At 47.4% G+C, this 15,207-nt stretch carries 16 protein-coding genes; 14 read left to right on the forward strand and 2 right to left on the reverse strand.

Going from position 1 to position 15,207, the window contains the following annotated elements; all coding sequences use genetic code 11:
- Positions 1 to 351, reverse strand: a 351-nt coding sequence (locus AQR02_RS33945) for a TraR/DksA C4-type zinc finger protein (RefSeq protein ID WP_483414274.1), incomplete at its 3' end; no start/stop codon positions are given.
- Positions 352 to 539: 188 nt separating this feature from the next.
- Between AQR02_RS33945 and AQR02_RS09945 the strand changes: the two genes are divergently transcribed.
- The 7 genes from AQR02_RS09945 to AQR02_RS32385 all read left to right on the forward strand — a co-directional run bounded on the left by AQR02_RS09945 (position 540) and on the right by AQR02_RS32385 (position 8,741).
- Positions 540 to 926 (forward strand): DivIVA domain-containing protein, encoded by a 387-nt coding sequence (locus tag AQR02_RS09945; RefSeq protein WP_054940428.1) that lies wholly within the window; start codon positions 540 to 542, stop codon positions 924 to 926.
- A gap of 213 nt (positions 927 to 1,139) precedes the next feature.
- Positions 1,140 to 3,749 (forward strand): CHASE3 domain-containing protein, encoded by a 2,610-nt coding sequence (locus AQR02_RS09950; protein ID WP_159067728.1) that lies wholly within the window; start codon positions 1,140 to 1,142, stop codon positions 3,747 to 3,749.
- Between the two features lie 209 nt (positions 3,750 to 3,958).
- On the forward strand, positions 3,959 to 4,825 hold the full coding sequence (locus AQR02_RS09955) for a PRD domain-containing protein (RefSeq protein WP_082451760.1): 867 nt from the start codon (positions 3,959 to 3,961) through the stop codon (positions 4,823 to 4,825).
- A gap of 21 nt (positions 4,826 to 4,846) precedes the next feature.
- Complete coding sequence (locus tag AQR02_RS09960) at positions 4,847 to 5,353, forward strand: PTS sugar transporter subunit IIA (RefSeq protein ID WP_054940430.1); 507 nt, start codon at positions 4,847 to 4,849, stop codon at positions 5,351 to 5,353.
- Positions 5,354 to 5,393: 40 nt separating this feature from the next.
- Complete coding sequence (gene nagE, locus AQR02_RS09965) at positions 5,394 to 6,848, forward strand: N-acetylglucosamine-specific PTS transporter subunit IIBC (RefSeq protein ID WP_054940431.1); 1,455 nt, start codon at positions 5,394 to 5,396, stop codon at positions 6,846 to 6,848.
- Between the two features lie 159 nt (positions 6,849 to 7,007).
- Positions 7,008 to 8,540, forward strand: coding sequence for a methyl-accepting chemotaxis protein (locus AQR02_RS09970; RefSeq protein WP_054940432.1), 1,533 nt, complete (start codon positions 7,008 to 7,010; stop codon positions 8,538 to 8,540).
- Positions 8,541 to 8,600: 60 nt separating this feature from the next.
- Entirely contained in the window at positions 8,601 to 8,741 is a 141-nt protein-coding gene (locus AQR02_RS32385) for a hypothetical protein (protein WP_159067729.1), read from the forward strand.
- 190 nt (positions 8,742 to 8,931) lie between these two features.
- Here the strand turns inward: AQR02_RS32385 and catR are convergent, their stop codons facing one another.
- Positions 8,932 to 9,258 carry a catDE operon transcriptional regulator CatR gene (gene catR, locus AQR02_RS09975; RefSeq protein WP_054940433.1) on the reverse strand — a complete coding sequence of 109 codons (327 nt, stop codon included), beginning with the start codon at positions 9,256 to 9,258 and terminating at the stop codon, positions 8,932 to 8,934.
- Between the two features lie 161 nt (positions 9,259 to 9,419).
- Here catR and AQR02_RS09980 point away from each other — a divergent pair, with 161 nt between their 5' ends.
- From AQR02_RS09980 to AQR02_RS10010, 7 genes are all read left to right on the forward strand, one after another.
- Entirely contained in the window at positions 9,420 to 10,202 is a 783-nt protein-coding gene (locus tag AQR02_RS09980) for a GTP cyclohydrolase II (protein ID WP_054940434.1), read from the forward strand.
- A 74-nt stretch (positions 10,203 to 10,276) separates the two neighbouring features.
- Positions 10,277 to 11,332, forward strand: coding sequence for an ABC transporter ATP-binding protein (locus AQR02_RS09985; protein WP_054940435.1), 1,056 nt, complete (start codon positions 10,277 to 10,279; stop codon positions 11,330 to 11,332).
- A gap of 76 nt (positions 11,333 to 11,408) precedes the next feature.
- Positions 11,409 to 12,203 (forward strand): ABC transporter permease, encoded by a 795-nt coding sequence (locus tag AQR02_RS09990; protein WP_054942056.1) that lies wholly within the window; start codon positions 11,409 to 11,411, stop codon positions 12,201 to 12,203.
- A gap of 4 nt (positions 12,204 to 12,207) precedes the next feature.
- The gene (locus AQR02_RS09995) at positions 12,208 to 12,993 is read left to right on the forward strand and encodes an ABC transporter permease (protein WP_054940436.1); all 786 of its coding nucleotides are present in this window, start codon (positions 12,208 to 12,210) and stop codon (positions 12,991 to 12,993) included.
- A 180-nt stretch (positions 12,994 to 13,173) separates the two neighbouring features.
- A complete protein-coding gene (locus AQR02_RS10000; protein ID WP_054940437.1) occupies positions 13,174 to 14,142 on the forward strand; it encodes an ROK family protein in 969 nt (322 codons plus the stop codon).
- Between the two features lie 74 nt (positions 14,143 to 14,216).
- Complete coding sequence (locus AQR02_RS10005; protein ID WP_054940438.1) at positions 14,217 to 14,753, forward strand: hypothetical protein; 537 nt, start codon at positions 14,217 to 14,219, stop codon at positions 14,751 to 14,753.
- A 46-nt stretch (positions 14,754 to 14,799) separates the two neighbouring features.
- Positions 14,800 to 15,138 carry a DUF6054 family protein gene (locus AQR02_RS10010; protein ID WP_054940439.1) on the forward strand — a complete coding sequence of 113 codons (339 nt, stop codon included), beginning with the start codon at positions 14,800 to 14,802 and terminating at the stop codon, positions 15,136 to 15,138.
- Positions 15,139 to 15,207: the final 69 nt, after the last annotated feature.

Consider the following 15,207-nt stretch of genomic DNA (forward strand, 5'->3'; position numbering starts at 1 on the left):
ATAGGCGGTATGTGGAATGGCTTCGAGACGTTCATAAGGGATATTTTGTTTACTTACAATGCAGACGCCATAGGTACCGTCTTCCATCCGCTGCAGCGCAGCATCGATTTCAGCCAATTCATCGTTTAATGCGATGTTGATCCCGAGATCACGGCTTCTTTCAAAGGTCTCTGTACCTGAATCTGCCGGGTGATTGTCGGCAGAGGAGAGTTCACCGGTAGACATTTTTAGCGAATCGCCTATTAGGCTGGTTTCTTCACCGTTATCTTTAAAGTGCTGCTCGATTTCCTGTTTATGCTGCTCCAAGGCCGCTTTAAGCTTGGCCAGCTGTGAATCTGTTAAGTGACTCATTGTACACTCTTCCTTTCAGTAGTTAGAGTATTTTTGTTAGTGTATTCTTTCCTTACCCTTTTCACCGGACAGACAATCAACAGAGCCCTGTAGCGGAAACTGCAACTTTAGTGATATTTTCAGGCTGCTTTCAGCCTGCTATAATGAGAACGGCCGATAAACACAGATAAAGCTTGGAGGACACAACCATGGACGAACATATGAAACGCCGGCTGGATAAGCAAAGAAAGCTGTTCAGCCAGCTCGGCATCACACTTGATGCACTCACCATTCACGAGAAAGAGTTCAGTATGAAGCTGCGCGGTTACGATGCAGAGGAAGTGGATACCTTTTTGGATAGCGTAATTAAGGATTACGAACGTTTTTATGCAACGATTGCCGATTTGATGGATAAATGGCAGGAGCAGCAGATAGAGATGCGGGAATTGAGAGCAGAATCGAAGGCGGCAGCGGCAGCCCCGGCACCTGTTGTCAGAGGCATTGATCCGCTTGAACTGGAGGATATTATCATTAGGCTGGAGAGTAACCTGCGCCAGTTAAAGGACAAGCTTCCCCGGACTGAAGGGTACTTATAAGCTGCGTGGGGGCACGCTGAGGCTTGTTGACATTATTTCCATCGTTTACAATTAAAGGGGAATCATATATTGGCAAGCCAGATGGAGGTTGAACCTTTGCTTAATAAACAGGCTAGGAGCTTGAATATTCGAGGCAAAATCGCGCTTGGCTATATCGTAATTTTAGTAATGTTAGGCCTGTTTTTAATGATTGTTTCGAATCGGATTTCTGATTTGGAGAGAGAAACAGTATACCTGAGCGATCACGATATTAAGATTCACGAGCTTACATATCAGATAGAAAAAAATGTACTGGATATGGAAACGGGACAAAGAGGGTATGCGCTAACCGGAAACAGCACTTATCTGGAGCCCTATAACGCTGGTCTATCCGAGTGGGATGTGAATTACTCGAAACTGAAGCCCCTGATTGCAGATAATCCGGAGCAATTGCAGAATCTGGACAATATCAAAGCGAGTATCGAAAAGTGGGTTACACTAGCTGGCCAATATGTGGTCAACCTCAAGAAAAACGGCCGGGATGCAGAAGTCGCTGCGTTCTTTCAGGAAGATTCAGGCAAAACCATTATAGATTCAATCCGCACACAATCCGATTATTTTCGGGATAAAGAACGGACGCTTACCAGTAAACGCATTAAGAGTCTAAAGAACGGGAATCATAAGCTGATTAACACGATGTATATTTTGTGGGCGCTAGTTGCTCTGTTGGCCTACCTTATAACACATCTGCTCTCATCAAGCATCGTAAGACCATTACAGCATGTGATTCAGGCCATTAATAGTATTGCCGGCGGCGGCAACATGTCTGAACGGATTAAAGTAAGGACTTTAGATGAAGTTTATGATCTTGGCGAAGCGACTAACGGGCTGCTCAATAAGGTTCAGCAGGATCAATGGAGTGCAGAACAGCTGGCTACGATGTCTCTCCTCCTGCAGGAAACAACCGATCTTTCAGTAATGAGTCAAATATTTATGAATAAGCTGTCGAAAATATTTGAGATCCAATATGGCGCTATATATGTTCTGAATCATGAGGAAGAAGTATATAAGCGGATGTACGCCTATGCCGGCAGCAGCGATAAAGATGCTTCGTTCGGTGCTGACCGGATTCAACCGGGTGAAGGACTTGTCGGACAGAGTGCTCTTGATAAGTCAGTCAAGTTTATTGAGAATTTGCCGGAGGATTATATCAGTATCAATTCAGGACTCGGCAGAACCGCACCACGATTTGCTGTAATTGCACCGGTCATTTTCGAGAATAAGACGTTAGCCGTTCTGGAAATTGCATCACTCACCAAGTGGGCTCCATATCATCAGAAACTTCTTGCAGAGATGCTTAAGACCATGAGCGTCTCCTTGAATTCTGTGATCACCCGCAGCGAGATTCAATCACTCTATCATGATTCTCAGGTAATGAATGAGGAGCTTCAGGTCCAATCCGAGGAATTGCAGGTGCAGTCTGAGGAATTGCAGGTTCAAGCAGAAGAACTGCAGAACCATACGAATGAATTGCTTGTTCTGAACAGAGAGCTTGAAATCCAGAAATCTGTAGCTGAGAATGCAGCCGTTGAACTGGATAAATATAATAGACAGCTGGAACTAAGCTCGCGCTATAAAAGTGAATTTTTGGCTAATATGTCTCATGAACTGCGTACACCGCTTAACAGTATGCTGATTCTGTCCCAGCTGCTTATTGAGAACCGCAGTAACACATTAAACGAAGAAGAACTGGGGTATGTAACGGTGATTCATTCCTCCGGAAGTGATTTGCTGGCCATGATTAATGACATCCTGGATTTTTCTAAAGTTGAAGCCGGCAAAATGCAGGTGGAGATGGACGCGGTTAATCTCACTGAACTCCCGGCGCTGCTCACAGGTTACTTTGGCAAAACTGCAGCTAAACGGAACTTGGAATTTTCGGTCCAGGTTGAAGAGGATGTACCTGACATGTTCTTCACAGACGAGATGCGGATGCATCAGATTTTACGTAATTTGCTGTCCAATGCTTTCAAATTTACAGAACATGGCTTTGTTCAAGTAAAGATAAGCTGTGCGGAGAATCCCTTCGCTGCACAAGACTACCAGCAGGAGGAGATGCTGGCTTTTGCAGTCATAGACAGTGGTATCGGTATTTCAGAAGCAAACCGTGAACTTGTTTTTGAAGCTTTCAGGCAGGCTGACGGGACAACCGCGCGTAAATACGGGGGAACAGGACTTGGGCTGTCCATATCACTTCAGCTGGCCCGGCTGCTCGGCGGACATATCACACTGCAAAGTGAAGAAGGGAAAGGGAGCACCTTTACACTTTACCTTCCTTACCTGCAAGAGGAGACGGATATCCCTTTAATTCCGCTGGGAGCATTGTCCCCCGTTGCAGCAGCGAGTGAGCAGGTTGCCGCACTGAATGACAACATCATGTTCGAGAAGGAGCATCTTAAGCTGCATGGCCGGACGGTGCTGATCGTAGATGATGACTCACGTAATATTTTTGCCCTGCAGAACGGGCTTGCCCGCTATGATATGAACATTCTGACGGCACAGACCGGCTACGAATGCCTGCAAATCGTCAGAGAGCGGGCAGAGGTGGATATTGTCCTGCTGGATATTATGATGCCGAACCTGGATGGTTATGATACACTCTCTATTATCCGTGAAGAGCTGCTGCTGACGGAGCTGCCGATCATTGCGGTGTCCGCCAAGACCATGAAGGAAGACCGGGAGAAATGTCTTGCTGCCGGAGCCACCGATTTCATGAGTAAACCGGTTATCTTGCAGGATGTGGTAACCCGGATGTGCAGATTAATCAGGCCGGCAGAAGGATAAGAGAAGGGCTCGGCTTGACTTTTATAAATTTACCATTGACTCAAATATGGGCTATGATTTATGATGGTCTCATAAATGATCATTTATACAACAAACGAATGGCGTGTTACCGTAAAAGGGCATGAGCCAAGGATTGTCTCCATTAATATGGAACGGTTCTTGGCTCTTTTTAATGCAAAAATCTTTGAATTAAGGAGAGGAGGGAGAACTTGTCGCGGGAAATCGAACAATTTCAAGTATTACGGGTGATCGGGAATAATGTGGTTATGGTCCAGGGGAGCAAGAACGGCAAGGAATATGTCATTATCGGCAAAGGCATCGGTTTTGCGGTGAAAGATGCCGGAGTAATTGATAGCAATGATCACCGGATCGAAAAACTGTTCCGCCTGGAAGACCGGGAGGAATGGAGCCAGTATCAGATTTTGCTGGAGGACATTGATCCAAAAGTAATGAGAATTACGGATGAGATTATCGGGGATATCACCTCTCAGTTTCCCGGCAAGTTAAACGACAAGATCTATTTGGCGCTCCCGAGTCATATCCAATTTACCATCTTCCGGTTGAGAAGCGGAATGGATATCATTAATCCGTTTTTACAGGAAACCAAAATGACGTTTCCCAAAGAATTTGAGATCGCTTCCAATGCGGCAGAGAAAATCAGTGCTGAATTCAAACTGCAGATTCCTGAGGATGAAATAGGTTTTCTCACCTATCATGTCTACTCCGCGGTGAGTAATGTACCCGTGGGCCAGGTGGTGAAGGCTTCGAACATTGTTAACGAACTGCTTGATCTGATCCGTACAGAGCGTAAGATCAATTTTGCGCAAGGCAGTATGAACCATGTGCGGCTGATGATCCACCTGCGGTTTAGCCTGGAACGGATTTTGCAAGGGTCGCTCATTGACAATCCGTTCGTGAAGCATATTAAAAAAGAATTTAAAGCGGAATATAAGCTGGCGCAAAAACTCGGAAAGGTCATGCAGAGCAAACTTGACGTGGAGGTCCCGGAAGAGGAATTATGCTTCCTGGCCATGCACTTGCACCGGCTATTCCAAACCTTAGAAAAGAATAAATAGCAGCCGGGAGGAGTGGTACGGATGTTTTCCAAATGGAGATCCAAAAAAGAAGAGCTGCGTACTGGACATATAATCGAAATTGCAGCGCCTATCAGCGGGCAGGCTGTCCCGTTAATTGAAGTTCCCGATGAGACCTTTGCCGGAGGCCACATGGGTAAAGGACTCGCAATAGAGCCTGCGGAAGGCAAGCTATTGGCACCTTTTGACGGTAAGGTTGCCCATATTGTGAAATCGGGTCATGCACTCATTCTTGAACACGCTTCCGGAATGCAGCTGCTGCTGCATATCGGGATCGATACGGTCAGCCTGAAGGGGAGCGGATTTCAGAGTCATGTGGGTACGGGCGACACTGTGAGAGCCGGTCAGATTTTAATTGAGTTTGATCTTGAGGCTATACGATCTGCGGGGTTATCCGCAATCTCGCCGGTCATTGTAACGAGTATGGAGGAGACTCCGCCTGAGGTTGAATGCCTTTACGGGCAGGTTACCGCAGGAGCGGGTCTCATTTTAATAGTAGCTTCACAATAATCACAACTATCAATTATGAAATCGAGGAGATGATTTTATTATGTTGGCTTTTTTACAAAAGTTAGGCAAATCTCTGATGCTTCCGGTAGCAACCTTGCCTGCGGCAGCTATTTTGCAGGGATTCGGATTAATTGATTACGAAAAGGACTTCCATTTGGGGAGTGCTGTTGGCGGATTTTTGAATCAGTATGTAGCACCTTTCCTGAATGCCGGCGCAGGGGCCATCTTCTCGAACTTGGCCTTAATCTTCGCGATTGGGGTAGCCATCGGATTTGCCGGTGATGCTGTTGCTGCCTTATCAGCGCTGATTGCTTACATGGTGCTCACTAATGTGCTTAAGATAGTTCCCTTGCAATTTTCCTTCATTAACGATGATGTAGTGCTGAACATGGGTGTACTTGGCGGGATCTTTGCCGGTGCGTGGGCAGCATTCCTTTACGAGAAATATCACGGTGTCAAAATGCCTGACTGGCTCGGATTTTTTGCAGGCAAACGTTTCGTTCCCATTATTACCGCGGCTTCAACGATGGTCCTGGCCGTATTTATCGGAATGATCTGGAGTCCGGTTCAGGATGTAATCAGTGATTTCGGAAACTGGGTTGTAAGCCTCGGGGCAATCGGTGCGTTCGTATTCGGTACGGCCAACCGCTTGCTGATTCCAATCGGCCTGCACCATGTCATTAACACAATTGCCTGGTTCCAGATCGGTGAATTTACCAATGCTGCAGGAGAAGTCGTACATGGTGACCTCACCCGCTTCTTCGCCGGAGACAAAAGCGCCGGGATGTTCATGACAGGCTTCTTCCCGATTATGATGTTCGCGCTGCCTGGTGCAGCCCTGGCATTCATCCACACCGCCAAGCCTGATAAACGTAAGCTGGTTGCATCTATCTTCATCGGCTCGGCGATCGCTTCCTTCCTGACAGGGATTACTGAACCGCTGGAATTCTCCTTTATGTTCGTGGCACCGCTGCTCTATCTGGTGCATGCCATTCTTACAGGGTTTGCAGGTCTGCTGATGTACGTGCTTGATGTAAAACTCGGTTTTGGGTTCTCAGCCGGTCTGCTTGATTATCTCCTTCATATAAAGCAGTCTACCAATGCATGGATTCTTATTCCGGTCGGTCTTGCTTTCTTCATTCTCTATTACGTATTGTTCCGCTTCATTATCGTGAAGTTCAACCTGAAGACACCAGGACGCGAAGATGACATGGATGATACCTTTGAAGAAGTTAGCGTTGGCGGAACCAGCGGGACCTCGTCATCAAGAGCTGCAAAGATACTGGAAAATATCGGCGGACCCTCCAACATCCGCACCATTGATGCCTGTATCACACGACTGCGGCTGAACGTGAACGATGAAAAAGCAGTCAAGGATGCCGCGCTGAAGCAGCTTGGCGCCTCCGGCGTGATGAGACTGGGTCAAGGTGCAGTGCAAATTGTATTTGGACCCCAATCCGAACAGATTAAGGATGATATTAAGAAATTAATGTAATTCATCATCAGAAGTTCATAATTAAATGCCAAGCAAGGGCGGATCCATTACATCCGTCCTTGCTTTTTGTTGTCTTTCGGCTTGCAGCTAAATAGGAAGGCGCCTTTAACCGATATAATATTGTATGCATTTTGTATAAAGATGAAGGGATGAGAGAAAATGGATATGGGGATTCCGGGGGAACGTCAGAAACAATCAGTGCAGACATTAAGCACCTCATCCAGTTACAGTATATTTGAGACCAATTTAATTGCCAGGCGGAATCAGATGATGGCCTATCTTATATTACTCCTCACTTTACTGGCCTCAATATTCCTCATGGTATCGGAAGGGATGATAACTGGACTTATCGCTGTCATGGTGAGTATGGTTGTGAATGTACTCCTGTTCGGTGCTGTTAAAAGAAAGATTGCCACCCGGCAGATTCCTTACTTCGTTGCTATCTTTTCATCCTTCCTGGTCCTGTATGCCAACCTAAACCAGCCGGAATTAATTACGATACTCACGTTTGCGCTGCTGCTATTATTATATCCAACATATGGCCCACTGCTGGTCTACAGTATAGGCAGCTTCATCCAATTGAATGTTTTCAGGATACATCCTGCTGTTACCGATTCGCCCCCGTACCAATGGGGAGATAATCTAAAGCTGTTTATTCCGCTGGCTGTAGTATTTGTGTTGTCCCTACTCTTCCGCCAGCTGAACATGAATATATTCAAGCAAACATCGGAATCTGAAGCGGCTAAAGCAAGGATGGAGACATTGTTGGATCAAATGAGAAACTCGATTCAAGAGATGGGAGTCTTTAAACAGAAGCTGCAAAGGAATGTGATAACCACGGGGTACATTACCAGTGAACTGACAATGGGCTTTGCCGAGATGACCAAAGGGATTGAAAGCCAAGCGGCCAGCGTCGGAGATATCTCAGAAGCTATCAGCGCTGCAGGTACGGCGCTTCGAATAGTGGCGGATAATTCCAGCATGATGCGCGAACTGTCAAATGCTTCAGCTCGGACTGTTGAACGCGGCAATGAGCAGGTAACTTTGTTATCACAGAGTATACTGGAAATCAGTACGATGATTGATAATATCACATCTGCGATGGAGGAGCTTAATGAACAGAATAACAGCATTGGCTCTATAGTTGAGACGATTCAATCCATTGCTTCCGAGACAAATCGGCTCGCAAAGAATACTGCGATGGAGGCAGCGGGTGCTGCCGGTCACGGGCAGAGTTTGGATGTAGTTACCGCCCAGGTAAGCAGGCTGGCAGAGCATGCTAATCAATCAGCAGACGAAATATCCGAGCGTTTAGCCAATCTTAGAGAAAAAGTTATGCAAATGATAAACCAGATAGAGCAGGGTAAGCTAATGATTGAGTCCAGTGAATCTACGGTCAAGCAATCGGAGAAGGTCTTCCATGAGCTGTCGAATATTGCTGTGAAGGTGGTTAAGCAGGCAGAGGAAGCAGCAGAGAAATCAATTGATGTGGCTAACTCTTCAAGTGTGATCATCGGCGAAGTCGACTCCATATCCGCCGTGACGAAGGAGTCCAGGGCCGCCTCGCGGGAAATACTTGCCAGTGTTGAAGAACAAAAGACGATTGTGGATCAGGTGGTTGCCGGATTTGAGCGTTTGGATGAACTGATTGGAGCATTACAGGTGCTTTCCGGCATGAAGCAGCCAGCTTAAGGGTAAACATAAGAGAATGTCCGGGAGCTGTGGAACCGGTGCGATGATATTAATATTAATTTGCTGGTATTGTTTGACAGGCTAAGAGAGAATGAAGGTTCAGAGGACCGTTACCGGTGGAAAGAGCAGACCTGGGAGCTGAAGATGGAGCGGATTACAATAGCGAAGCAGATTCAGGAGCGATACATCAAGATTAGATAAACAAGCCGACTAGATATATAAAATGGCATGCAGTTGGTCTGCTCTGCCAAGACTTGCGAATATCCGGTTAATGTGAATTTTACGGATTCAAATTTAAACAAACATGTAACATAACTACGACAACAAACAAGCGCCCATTTGACCCGGAATCCGGTTCAAAAAGGGCGCTTGTTTGCTAGCGGGACGGCCGTCACTGTTTCACACCGAGCTCAATCCAATCCGTAGACCAGTTTCCGATTTCCCCTAGAATAGGAGCAAGAGCTGTTCCTTTCGGGGTAAGCGAATATTCAATGCGCACCGGCATTTCAGGATACACTGTCCGCTGAATGATGCCTTCGTTCTCCATTTCCTTCAGGCGGTCCGAAAGAACCTTGCCGCTGAGATTGGAGAGACAGCTTTCGATTTCACCGAAACGGCGGGGGCCTTGCATCAATACAAATACAATCAATGCGACCCAGCGTTTGCTAAGCACGTCTACCGCTTTCTCAAAGCGTGGACACATCTCAAATTCATTCATTTAGATCACCTCTGCATTCATTATATCACAAACTTACAATAAGTAATTATAATTATTTAAATATATATTATAACTTGACGAAGTTATATTACAATGATAAACTAACTTACAAATAGTTACTAGAAAGAAATTTAATTATTAAAATTTAGGACGGTGCACTCATGATCAAACCGGATATCATTTCTATATTGCAGAATAAAATCAAATGGATCACTAACGATGACAACACTAACATATTAGTTGGACCGATTACTTTGCCGGTTAATCTGGACGGAGAGACCGTCACTTTTAAATGGTACAGCTGGATCAAAGCTACTGATGCTGACCTGCTTCAAGGGGATTCCAAGGAGGCCACTGAACTGCTTATTTCACGGTTGTCGTCCATGAAGCTTGCGGACGGGCAGCAGTCGAGTGTCCTCGTCTATGGTGACTTTGAATATTCCGACGAAGCGCTCATCCGGATGCACAGCATTTGCCATACCGGCGATATTTTTGGCAGCAAACGCTGCGATTGCGGATTCCAGCTCCGCCAGTCCATGAAGATGATTGCCCAGCATGGCTCCGGGGCGCTGTTCTATCTGGCCAACCATGAAGGAAGAGGGATCGGCCTGTTCAGCAAAGCTATGGCCTATATTCTTCAAGAAGAAGGCTATGATACGGTGGAGGCTAATCTGGAGCTCGGTTTTGCCGATGATTCCAGAGACTATACGGATGCGATCAGCGTACTGCAGCATCTGCGCAGCAAACCGGTAACTCTGATTACCAACAATCCTAAGAAGATGGAAGCTCTGAAGGCAGCAGGGATGAACACCGGGAAGAGAATTCCGCTCTGGGGTGATGTCTCCGTCTTCAACGAAAAGTACCTGCGGACTAAAGTTACACGCTCCGGCCATCTGGAGGCAGTGAAGACACCGGAATTCTTTGAAGGCCGGGTCGCGAAATAAAGAGGGTAGTGCTTTTCCATTTTGTACATTATAATGGAGAACTGAACCATACTTTTAGCTTAGCGAGGTACTCTATGAACGCAATTGAAGTGCAGGACTTGCGCAAAACCTTCAAAGTCCAAAAAAACCGCGAGGGCCTCAAAGGGGCCTTCGCTGATTTGTTTAAACGGCAATATTCTGAAGTTACAGCAGTGAAGGATATTTCTTTCACTATTCCCCAAGGGGAAATCTGCGGCTATATCGGCGAGAACGGAGCAGGCAAATCAACGACGATCAAAATGCTCTCCGGGATTCTGGTTCCAACCTCAGGCAGTGTGTCTGTGGGCGGCTTTGTTCCTTATGAGGAACGTGAGAAATTCGTGCAGAATATCGGCGTCGTGTTTGGCCAGCGCAGCCAGCTCTGGTGGGATATCGGTGTTATTGAATCTTTTCAGCTGCTGCGTAAAGTGTACCGGGTATCCGAGCAGGATTTCAAAAAACGGCTGGACGAGCTGGTTGAACGGCTGGAGCTGCAGGAGCTGCTTAACCGTCCGGTCCGCAAGCTGAGTCTTGGCCAGCGGATGCGCTGTGAGCTTGTGGCGGCGCTCCTGCATAATCCGTCGATTATCTTCCTGGACGAACCGACCATTGGACTTGATATCGTCGTGAAGTCAGAGATCCGTGATTTTCTTAAAGACATGAACCGTGAGCATGGCACTACTATTCTGCTGACAACCCATGACCTGCAGGATATCGAAGCCCTGTGTTCACGGGTGATTATGCTGGATGACGGACGAATTATCTATGATGGCGGGCTTGAGGAGCTGAAACAGCGCTGGGGAACCGGACGCGAGGTTCAGTTCCAGTTTGGGACAGCGACTAAGCTTGCGCAGCTGGTGCAGTGGACGGACGGTATGCCCGTGTCCTGGTCGGCTGAGAATGAACTGGGTGCCAAGGTATGGATTCCGCTGGAGCTGAATGTATCCGATGTACTGGCCCGGGTTGTCGGTCAAGCGGACATAACCGACATCAAAATTATCGAAACGAATACGGATGAGATTGTACGCAGCATTTATCAGTCCGGATCTGCCGAGAAACCGGAAGAGATGATCGCAGGCCTGCAGGATGAGAAAGAGGCCACTCATGTCTAAAGCTCTAAAGGCTGCTGTCTCCACCACAGGCGGAGGCTCTTCCTCAGGCCATTCCCCGGAAAACGGGCGACGTCTGCTGCTTGGTGCTTACTTTGATTTTATCCGCATCCGCTTTCTGACTATGCTGGCTTACCGGATCAATTATTATTCCGGAATTCTGATCTATACCCTTAATATCGGGGTGAATTATTTCACCTGGAAGGCCATATACGGCAGTGGTGAATCGTTAGGCGGCTTTACAGGGGCACAAATGACAACTTATGTTGCGGTCTCCTGGATGGCGAGAGCCTTTTATTTCAATAATCTGGACCGTGAGATTTCTACGGATATCCGTGACGGCAGCATCGCGATCCAGTTCATCCGCCCGTATAATTACGTGCTGGTCAAAATGATGCAGGGACTCGGCGAAGGGCTGTTCCGGTTCATGATGCTGATGATTCCCGGGATGATTATTGCCGTATTGCTGTTTCCTGTGCAGCTGCCGACGGAGCTTTCGGCCTGGATCGGATTCCTGGTCATGCTCTTCTTCAGCTTCCTGATTAGCTCACAGATTAATGTGATCACAGGCCTGACAGCCTTTTTTGTCGAAAACAATGAAGGTGTAATGCGGATGAAGCGGGTGATCGTGGATCTGTTCTCCGGTCTGATTGTGCCGATCACCCTGTTTCCGGGCTGGTTGTCTTCCGTGCTTCACGTGTTGCCTTTTCAAGCCATTACTTACCTGCCGGGCTCCGTATTTACGGGCCGGGTACAAGGGGTAGGCATCTGGAATGTGCTCGGTGTCCAGGTCTTCTGGTTCCTGGCGCTGATCATTCCTATTGTCTGGCTATACCACGCGGCGCGTAAGCGGCTGTTCGTGCAGGGAGGTTGATTACATGTATTACTTGGGATTATTATTTGAATATTTGAAAAATTATATGAAAACCCGGTTAACCTACCGCGCCGACTTCTGGGTAGAGGTCATATCGGATCTGCTGTTTCAGGCGACCAACTTTATCTTTATCCTGGTTATCTTCATGCATACAGACAGTCTGGGCGGTTGGAATCAGAATGAAGTAGTGTTTGTCTACGGCTTCTTTATGGTGCCCTTTGGCGTCTTCAGCTGCTTTGTGAATATGTGGGGCTTCAGCGAACGTTACATTGTTAAAGGCGAGATGGACCGTGTCCTGACGCGGCCGGCGCATAATCTGTTTCAGATTTTCCTGGAAAATGTCGATCCGCCGTCTCTGGTCGGTTCGTTCATCGGACTGATTATTATGGCGATCAGCGGCGCAAATCTCGGGCTCCCTTTCGAATGGTGGACTATTCCGGCATTGCTTGTACTGACGTTAAGTGCGGTTGCTATATACACCGGGATCTATACGACCCTTACTTCGTTGTCATTCTATTCCGATGCGCCGACCGGCATTTTACCGCTGATGTACAATATTCAGACGTATGGACGTTATCCGGTGACGATTTACAACCGGGCGATTCAGGTTTTGCTCACCTGGATTGTTCCGTTTGCATTTGTCGGGATCTATCCGGCAGCACTGTTCCTGCACAGGGATGAGATGAGAAGCATGGCATTACTAACACCGGTAGTCGGCGCAGTGTTCCTCTGTATTGGACTTCTAAGCTGGAATTACGGAGTCAAACGGTATAAGGGAGCAGGCTCTTAAGACAGATAAGTTAGTGATTCAAGGCAGGCGGATGAGAAATCTCCGTTTGCTTTTTTTTTACCGTTTGAACTCCCTAAAAAAATACTATAATGATGCGATAAAAATCCTAACCTCTCTTTGCCTGAAATCTCATACTAAGGATAGTAACAGGACGATCAAGCGAAAGAAGGACGGGGTTCGATGAACAGCTACATCATAGGTGTCGATGTAGGCGGAACGAATATCAAAGCCGGGTTGTTCGATGCCGGATTCACCGCCGTAGATGAATTGTCTTTATTAACGGAAGCAGCAAAAGGGCCGGCACATGTACTCGAACTAATCAGACTTGCAGTGAAGCAGCTGACGGATGGGAACGGGATTGATCTGCAGCAGATTGAATGTATGGGGATGGGAATACCTGGCCTTTTGGACCCGGAAGAAGGGCTGTCTATCTTCTCCCCGAACTTTCCGGGGTGGGAACAAATACATCTTGTGAATGAAATGAAGGAGCACTACGATTTCCCTGTCTATATTGATAATGATGTGCGGGTCAACCTATATGGAGAGTGGTTACATGGTGCCGGAAAAAACTGCAGGAATCTGGTCCTGTTAACACTAGGTACAGGTCTGGGATCGGGAATTATTCATGACGGTAAAGTGCTATACGGCACGACCTATAGCGCAGGGGAAATCGGGCATATGAATATGTTCAGAGACGGAAGGCCCTGCCGATGCGGCAGCACCGGCTGTCTCGGACGGTATGTCTCAGCTGTAGGCATGGTTAATACCTTCAAAGAAAAGCTGGCAGCAGGCAAATCCAGTGTTATCCAGACCTGGACGAACGGCGAGAACGGGCAGATTACGGCGCTGATGATCTCAGAGGCTTATGACCACGGAGATGAACTGGCGCTTGAAGTGATGCATGAAACAGGGAGACTGCTTGGTTTCGGGCTGGCGAATGTGATTAATCTGCTGAACCCGGAGAGGATCATTATCGGAGGGGGAATGGCGGCTGCTGGAGACAGGCTGCTGGGCGTTGTGCGCGAAACCGTGAACGGCCATGCCTTGAAGCTGTCCAGCGGCAGATGCAGCATTGTACAGGCCGAGCTGGGCAACCGTGCGGGTACATTAGGTGCTGCGACATATGCCCATCAGAAATGTAAGGGATAAAGCTCTGCAGCTTTTTTTTGAAAGATCAGCGCAGCATGATATGCTATATGTATTGATCAAGCAGGAGGGTAATGATGAGACGAGACATTCAGCATGTGCCTTATGGTTATGAGCCGCCGGCCAAAGAACGTAAAGGGACTTTGATTTTCTATGATTCATTTGAGCGTATCACGGATCAGGAACTTGAAATGGCTGCGAGAACTGCGATAGATCGCAAATTCACTAAGCTGGTGCTGTATCCACTGCATGAGGAAACGGTGCGACGTATGACGAAAGAGCCCGTACAGGCTTACTACAAGCGGGAAGACCGGCTTCATGAGTGGAAAAGAGAACAGGGACTCCCGTCCGTCACCGTGGAGAGCCTGGAAGGAAAGCGGAAGAAATACACGCCGCTGGATTCGGCACTTCGTCATATCAGCGATGTATATCCAGCGCCGTATTTTCTGTATCTGACACCGGAAATGGCCAATATGTTCGCTTCATATTCATCGTTTGAGGAATGGATTGTCAAGCTGCGGCTGCTTCTGTCAGAAGAACCTGCCCAGATTCACCCCCGCCTGGAAAAATTCCGCCACCGCTGGGATATCGCCGGGGCAGACCGGGGGGAATAACGCTTTAGAATAACGCATGCTTTATTTATGGGGGAGGCAGGTTTGGATGAATGAAGTGTTAAGATTTGATATCAGTCTGCAGCCGGATGCAGCCATTACACTGGTGAGGAACGGTCTAACGGAACAATCGGAACTGCTGCATCAGGAGCTGCATGATCTTGGAGACGGACGGATGATTGGAACACTGGTATATGAGCGTTATTTCTTCCGTACTGGCAATCAGGCTGCTCTTGTAGTAATCGTGGATAATTTGTGTGGGGTAAGTAAGGTCCGGCTCATTCCGGCGGGAAGCTCGAACAGCATGATTTTTAAAATAGATAGGGGCGCTGGCAAAAGCTTCGCCGCTTCTGTAGAGAAGATCTTGTCTTCCTATATTTTGAAATGAAAAAATGACTTGCACATGGCAGCACCGGCACGGTATTATTTGCCTGATGCTGCCTGTTTGCGTCTGTAG

The organism is Paenibacillus ihuae, from assembly GCF_001368795.1.
Lineage (GTDB): Bacteria > Bacillota > Bacilli > Paenibacillales > Paenibacillaceae > Paenibacillus_AQ > Paenibacillus_AQ ihuae.

What these genes read in the sequence shown, in the direction of transcription:
- AQR02_RS09985 (WP_054940435.1), top strand. Translation starts at nt 10,277, where the DNA reads ATGAACGCAATTGAAGTGCAGGACTTGCGCAAAACCTTCAAAGTCCAA.
- catR (WP_054940433.1), bottom strand. Translation starts at nt 9,258, where the DNA reads ATGAATGAATTTGAGATGTGTCCACGCTTTGAGAAAGCGGTAGACGTG.
- AQR02_RS09945 (WP_054940428.1), top strand. Translation starts at nt 540, where the DNA reads ATGGACGAACATATGAAACGCCGGCTGGATAAGCAAAGAAAGCTGTTC.
- AQR02_RS09970 (WP_054940432.1), top strand. Translation starts at nt 7,008, where the DNA reads ATGGATATGGGGATTCCGGGGGAACGTCAGAAACAATCAGTGCAGACA.
- nagE (WP_054940431.1), top strand. Translation starts at nt 5,394, where the DNA reads ATGTTGGCTTTTTTACAAAAGTTAGGCAAATCTCTGATGCTTCCGGTA.
- AQR02_RS09960 (WP_054940430.1), top strand. Translation starts at nt 4,847, where the DNA reads ATGTTTTCCAAATGGAGATCCAAAAAAGAAGAGCTGCGTACTGGACAT.
- AQR02_RS09995 (WP_054940436.1), top strand. Translation starts at nt 12,208, where the DNA reads ATGTATTACTTGGGATTATTATTTGAATATTTGAAAAATTATATGAAA.
- AQR02_RS10000 (WP_054940437.1), top strand. Translation starts at nt 13,174, where the DNA reads ATGAACAGCTACATCATAGGTGTCGATGTAGGCGGAACGAATATCAAA.
- AQR02_RS09980 (WP_054940434.1), top strand. Translation starts at nt 9,420, where the DNA reads ATGATCAAACCGGATATCATTTCTATATTGCAGAATAAAATCAAATGG.
- AQR02_RS10010 (WP_054940439.1), top strand. Translation starts at nt 14,800, where the DNA reads ATGAATGAAGTGTTAAGATTTGATATCAGTCTGCAGCCGGATGCAGCC.
- AQR02_RS10005 (WP_054940438.1), top strand. Translation starts at nt 14,217, where the DNA reads ATGAGACGAGACATTCAGCATGTGCCTTATGGTTATGAGCCGCCGGCC.